Annotated in this window: 1 protein-coding gene; it reads left to right on the top strand. The window is 70.2% G+C overall.

Going from position 1 to position 6,259, the window contains the following annotated elements; genetic code table 11:
* Window positions 1-9: 9 nt before the first annotated feature.
* Window positions 10-6,234: a non-ribosomal peptide synthetase gene (locus E8F20_RS01445; protein WP_280282113.1), complete on the top strand. Its 6,225-nt coding sequence runs from the start codon at window positions 10-12 to the stop codon at window positions 6,232-6,234.
* The last annotated feature ends 25 nt before the right edge of the window (window positions 6,235-6,259 follow it).

The raw sequence follows: 6,259 nt of genomic DNA, 5'->3' as shown, positions 1-6,259 counted from the left end.
TTCGACCTGGTGCAGCGCTTCGAAGCCCAGGTGGCGCGCGCGCCGCAGGCTATCGCCCTGCGCCAGGAAGGCCTGCGCCTGTCCTATGCCGAGCTGAACCGCCGCGCCAACCAACTGGCCCACCGCCTGCAGGCGGCCGGCATCGGCCCGGAGGTGCGGGTGGCGGTCTGCCTGGAGCGCGGCCCGCAGCTGCTGGTGGCGCTGCTGGCGGTGCTCAAGGCCGGTGGCGCCTACGTGCCGCTGGACCCCGAGTTCCCCGCCGAACGCCTTCGCCACATGCTGGCGGACAGCCGTGCGCCGCTGCTGCTCAGCCAGTCGTCGTTGCGCGACGAACTCCACGCGTTGGGCACCGACGCCGAATGCTGGTGGCTGGATCAATCGAATGACGACGGCGCCGAATCCAACCCGGCACCCTTGGCCACGGGCGAGCACCTGGCCTATGTGATCTACACCTCCGGCTCCACCGGCAAGCCGAAAGGCGTAGCGGTGCGCCGCGCCGGGCTCGGCAACTTCCTCGCCAGCATGGCCGCCGCGCCGGGGCTGGCGGAGGAGGGCCGGATGCTGGCGCTGACCTCGCTGTCCTTCGACATCGCCGCGCTGGAGCTGTACCTGCCGCTGGTGAGTGGCGCCAGCGTGGTGCTGGTGGACCGCGACACCGCCCGCGATCCGGAGCGCCTCTGGGAGCAGATCGCCCAGCAGGGCGTCAGCGCCATCCAGGCCACGCCGTCGACCTGGCGCTTGCTGGCCGAGCATCCGCGCCTGCCGGAACTGGCCGGGCGGCAGGTGCTCTGTGGTGGCGAGGCGCTGCCGGCGGACCTGGCGCGCACCCTGGTCGGGGTGGCCGGCGAGCTGTGGAACCTCTACGGCCCGACCGAAACCACCGTGTGGTCGGCGCGCTGCCGCCTCGACGAGCAGCAGCCGCAGGCGTTCCTCGGCGAAGCGCTGGCCAACACCGCGCTGCACGTGCTGGACGAGGATCTGGAACCGCTGCCGCTCGGGGTGGCCGGTGAGCTGTACATCGGCGGCGAAGGCCTGGCGCGGGGCTACCACGAGCGTCCGGGGCTGACCGCCGAACGCTTCGTCGCCGACCCCTACGGCCGCGGCGAACGCCTGTACCGCACCGGCGACCTGGTGCGCCGGCGGGCCGATGGCGCCCTGGAGTACCTGGGGCGGATCGACCAGCAGGTGAAGGTTCGCGGCTTCCGCATCGAACTGGGCGAGATCGAGGCCTGCCTGCTGGCCGACCCGGCGGTACGCGAAGCGGCAGTGGTGGCGCGGCAACAGCAGCTGGTGGGCTACGTGGTGGCCGAGGGCGGCGACGAACTGCTCGGCCGCCTGCGCGAGCGGCTGCAGGCCCAGCTGCCGGACTACATGGTGCCGGCGCGGCTGATGCGCCTGGAGGCCATGCCGCTGACGCCGAACCGCAAGCTGGACCGCAAGGCGTTGCCGGAGCCGGAACTGGAAGCGCGGCTGTTCGTCGCGCCGCAAGGGCCGCTGGAACCCCTGCTGGCCGGCATCTGGCAAGCGGTGCTGGGCGTGGAGCAGGTCGGCGCCGAGGACAACTTCTTCGAGCTGGGCGGTGATTCGATCAGTTCCGTGCAGGTGGTGGCCCGCGCTCGCGAAGCCGGCGTTGCGCTGGCGCCCAAGGACCTCTTCCTGCACCAGAGCGTGCGGGCTCTCGCCGCCCAGGCGCGCTCCCTTGACGCGAACGCCGTGACTCGCTCGGTGGCGCGACTGGACCTCGGCAACCTGGACGCCCGAGCCCTGGCCGCGCTGCCGGTGGCCCTGGACACCATCGAGGACATAGTGCCGCTGTCGCCCATGCAGCAAGGCATGCTGTTCCACTCCCTCGATACGCCCTGCAGCGACCTCTACGTGAACCAGCTGGCGGTCGGTATCGACGGCCTCGACGCGCCGCGCTTCATCGCGGCCTGGGAGGAAGTCAGCGCTCGCCACGACAGCCTGCGCGGCAGCTTTGTCTGGCAGGGCTTCGCCGATGCCATGCAGGTCATCCACCGCGAAGTGCAGTTGCCGGTGGATCTGCTGGACTGGCGCAATCGTGAAGCCACGGCGGAGGACTTCCAGGCCCTGGCCCGCGAACAGCGCCAGCGGCCCTTCGACCTTGGGCGTGCGCCCCTGCAGCGCCTGCTGCTGGTGCGCCTGGACGAGCGTCGCTACCACTTCGTATGGACCTATCACCACCTGCTGCTGGATGGCTGGAGCCTGTCGCTGCTGATCGGCCAGGTGCTGCGCCGCTACCTCGGCCAGCCGCTGCCGGCGCCCGGCAGCTACCGCGACTACATCGACTGGCTGCAGACCCGCGACCCGCTGGTCAGCGAGCGTTTCTGGCGTGAGCGCCTGCAACCGCTGGAGGAGCCCACCGTCCTCGCCCAGGCGCTGCCGGCGCGGCGCACCGGAAGCGGCCACCAGGCCATCTACAGCCATCTGGACGCCCAGCGCACCGGGCGCCTGAAGGACTTCGCCCGTAGTCAGCGGGTCACCCTCAACACCCTGGTGCAGGCCGCCTGGCTGCTGCTGTTGCAGCGCTATACCGGGCAGCGTTGCGTGGCCTTTGGCGCCACCGTTTCCGGGCGTCCGGCGCAACTGCCGGGCTCCCAGGACACGCTGGGGCTGTTCATCAACACCCTGCCCATCGTCCAGGCGCCGCGTCCGGAACAGCTCCTCGGCGACTGGTTGCGCGACCTCCAGGCCTACAACCTGGCGGCCCGCGAGCACGAGTACACGCCGCTGAGCCAGATCCAGCGCTGGGCCGGGCGCGGTGGCCAGGCGCTGTTCGACAGCATCCTGGTATTCGAGAACCAGCCGGTGGATCGCCTGTTGGCCGAGTGGGACGACGGCGAGCTGCACTTCGACGCGGTGCGCGGCCACGGCGTGACCAACTTCGCCATGGACTTGATGGTGACCCTCGGTGATGGGTTGGAAATCGAGTACATGTTCCTTCGCGAGTCCTTCGACCCGGCCGAAGTGGAGGCCATGCGCGGCCACCTCGAACAGCTGCTCGAAGGCTTCAGCGGCAACGCCGGGCAACCGCTGGGGCGGATCGGCATGCTCTCTGGCCAGGAGCTGCTCGCACGGCAACAGCTGAACCTGCTGCCGGAGCGGCGGGCCCTGCCGCTGGTGCATCAGGGCATCGCCCACTGGGCGCGGCGCAGCCCGGATTGGGATGCGGTGCTGAGCGGCGGCCAGAGCCTGAGCTTCGCCGAACTGGAGTCCCGCTCCAACCGCCTGGCGCAACTGCTGCGCCGGCACGGTGCGGGCCCCGAGAGGGTGGTCGGCGTAGCGCTGCCACGCTCGGTGGACTGGCCGGTGGCGCTGCTGGCGGTGCTCAAGTCCGGTGCGGCCTACCTGCCGCTGGACGCCCAGCATCCCACCGAGCGCCTGGCGTTCATCATGCGCGACTCCGGCATGGCGCTGCTGCTGGGGCATTCCAGCCTCACCGAGCGGCTGCCGGAGCTGGAGGGCGTGACCCGGCTGGAGCTGGACCGCCTGGAACTGGACGATCTGCCGGACCAGGCGCCGCAAATGGCGCTGCACGAAGGCAGCCTCGCCTACCTGATCTACACCTCCGGTTCCACCGGCCAGCCCAAGGCCGTGGCCGTGGCGCACGGGCCGCTGGCCATGCACTGCGAGGCCATCGGCGAGCGCTATGGGATGAGCCCGGCGGACCGCGAGCTGCACTTCATGTCGTTTGCCTTCGACGGCGCCCACGAGCGCTGGCTGGTGCCGCTGCTATTCGGTGGCAGCCTGCTGATCCGCGACGACGAGTTGTGGACCCCGGAACGCACACTCGCGGCCATGACCGTGCATGGCGTGACGGTGGCGGCCTTCCCGCCGGCCTATCTGCAGGCACTCGCCAGCCAGGCCGGGGCCGAAGGCAAGGCGCCGCCGGTGCGGGTCTACTGTTTCGGCGGCGACGCAGTGCCCGATGCCGCCTTCGAGCGGGCCCGCGCCGCGCTGCGTCCGCGCGCCATCATCAACGGCTACGGGCCGACTGAAACCGTGATCACGCCGCTGCTGTGGAAGGCCGAGGGCGACACCGTCTGTGGCGCTGCCTACGCCCCCATCGGCGAGCGGGTCGGCGCGCGTACCCTGCATGTGCTGGATACCGAGCTGAACCCGGTGCCGGAAGGCGTGGCCGGCGAGCTGTACATCGGCGGCGAGGGCCTGGCGCGTGGCTATCACGGCCGTCCGGGCCTGACCGCCGAGCGCTTCGTCGCCGACCCCTTCAGCGAAGGCGGGCGTCTCTACCGCACCGGCGACCTGGTACGCCGTCGTGCGGACGGCACCTTCGACTACCTGGGGCGTCTCGACCACCAGGTGAAGGTGCGTGGCTTCCGTATCGAACTGGGCGAGATCGAGGCGCGCCTGCGCGAGCAGCCGGAAGTGAGCAGTGCCGTGGTGGTGGCCCGCGATGGCCAGACCGGCCGGCAGCTGGTTGCCTATGTGGCGGCTGGCTACGCCGCCGGGCTGGCCGATTCGCTGCGCCAGCGCCTCAAGGGGCTGCTGCCCGACTACATGGTGCCGGCCCAGGTGGTGGTGCTGGATGCGCTGCCGCTGAATGCCAACGGCAAGGTGGATCGCCTGGCCCTGCCGGCGCCCGAAGTCGATCTCGACAGCTTCTATGTGGCGCCGCGCACCACCGAGGAACGCGTGCTGGCGGAGATCTGGCAAGAGGTGCTGGGTATCGAGCGGGTCGGCGTGGAGGACAACTTCTTCGAGCTGGGCGGCGATTCGATCCTCAGCCTGCAAGTGGTCTCGCGGGTCCGCAACCATCCGCAGCTGCACCGGGAAATCCGCCTGCGCGACCTGATGCGCCGGCCGACCATCGCCGAACTGCTGGAGGTCGTCGACGCCGCTTCGGCGGTCATCGCCATGGCCGATTCGATGCTGCCGGAGGGCGACCTGTTCAATCTGCTGCCCATCCAGCATTGGTTGTTCGAGGTGCCGATGGAGGAGCGCCATCACTTCAACCAGGCGCTGCTGCTGGATGTTCTGCAGCCGCTGCAGACCGAGGCCCTGCAACGGGCGGTGCAACACCTGCTGGCTCGTCACGAGGCCCTGCGGTTGCGCTTCGTACAGGCCGCGGGCGGCTGGGCGCAGCGTTACGCGACAGTGGAAGAGGCGGCGCGGGCGCCGGTGCTGTGGCAGGAAACCCTTGCCGACAGCGCCGCCATGGAAGACGCCATCCAGCGCGCCCAGCGCAGCCTGGACCTGGAAAACGGCCCGCTGCTGCGGGTGCTGCACGCTCGCCTGGCAAGCGGTGGCGAGCGCCTGCTGCTGGTGGTCCATCACTTGGCGGTGGACGGGGTGTCCTGGCAGGTCCTGTCGGAGGATCTGGTCGCCGCCTATAGCGCCGAATGCGCCGGGGAGGCGCCGCGCCTGGCGCAGCCCACCAGTCGCTATCGCGATTGGGCGCAGCGCCTTCAAGGGCTGGCCCGCAGTGCCGAGGGCGAAGCCGGGCTCGGCTTCTGGGTCGAGCACCTCGGCGGTTCCGTTCCCACCGAGCTGCCGCTGGACAACCCCCGTGGCCGCAACCTGGTGGGCACGGCGGGTGAAGCCGGCATGAGCCTGGACCCGCAGCGTACCGCACAGCTGCTCAAGGCAGTACCGGCCGCATTGCAAGCGCAGATCAACGATCTCTTGCTGGCCGCGCTGTCGCGGGTGGTCTGCCGTTGGAGTGGTGACGACTCGGCAGTGATCCAGCTGGAAGGCCACGGCCGCGAGGATCTGTTCGACGAACTGGACCTGAGCCGCACCGTCGGCTGGTTCACCAGCATGTTCCCGGTACGCCTGCGCCCCGGCAGCGGCGAAGTGGCCGAGTCGGTGCGAGCGGTGCGCGAGCAACTGGCGCAGCTGCCTGACCGCGGCCTGGGCTTCGGCGTGCTGCGCTACCTCGGCCGCACGGAAGTGCGCGAAACCCTGGCACGGCTGCCGCAGGCGCGCATCACCTTCAACTACCTGGGTCAGCCGGACCAGGCCGCCGGCGAGCAGTCCCTGTTCGGACCCGCGCCGGAAAGCCTGGGGGACTTCCACAGTCCCTCGGCGCCACTGGCCAACTGGCTGGAAATCATTGGCCAGGTCCAGGGCGGACGCCTGGGGATGCGCTGCATGTTCAGCCGCAAGTGCTATCGCCCGGAGACCGTGCAGGCCCTGATGAATGCCTTCCAGGCGGAACTGGAAGACCTGATCGATCATTGCGGGCGGCCGTCATGAGCCGCTCGCCACTGCTTTTTTCGAG

This window comes from Pseudomonas sp. BN415, assembly GCF_029871195.1.
Lineage (GTDB): Bacteria > Pseudomonadota > Gammaproteobacteria > Pseudomonadales > Pseudomonadaceae > Metapseudomonas > Metapseudomonas resinovorans.
This window is presented reverse-complemented; position numbering and strand designations above follow the sequence as displayed.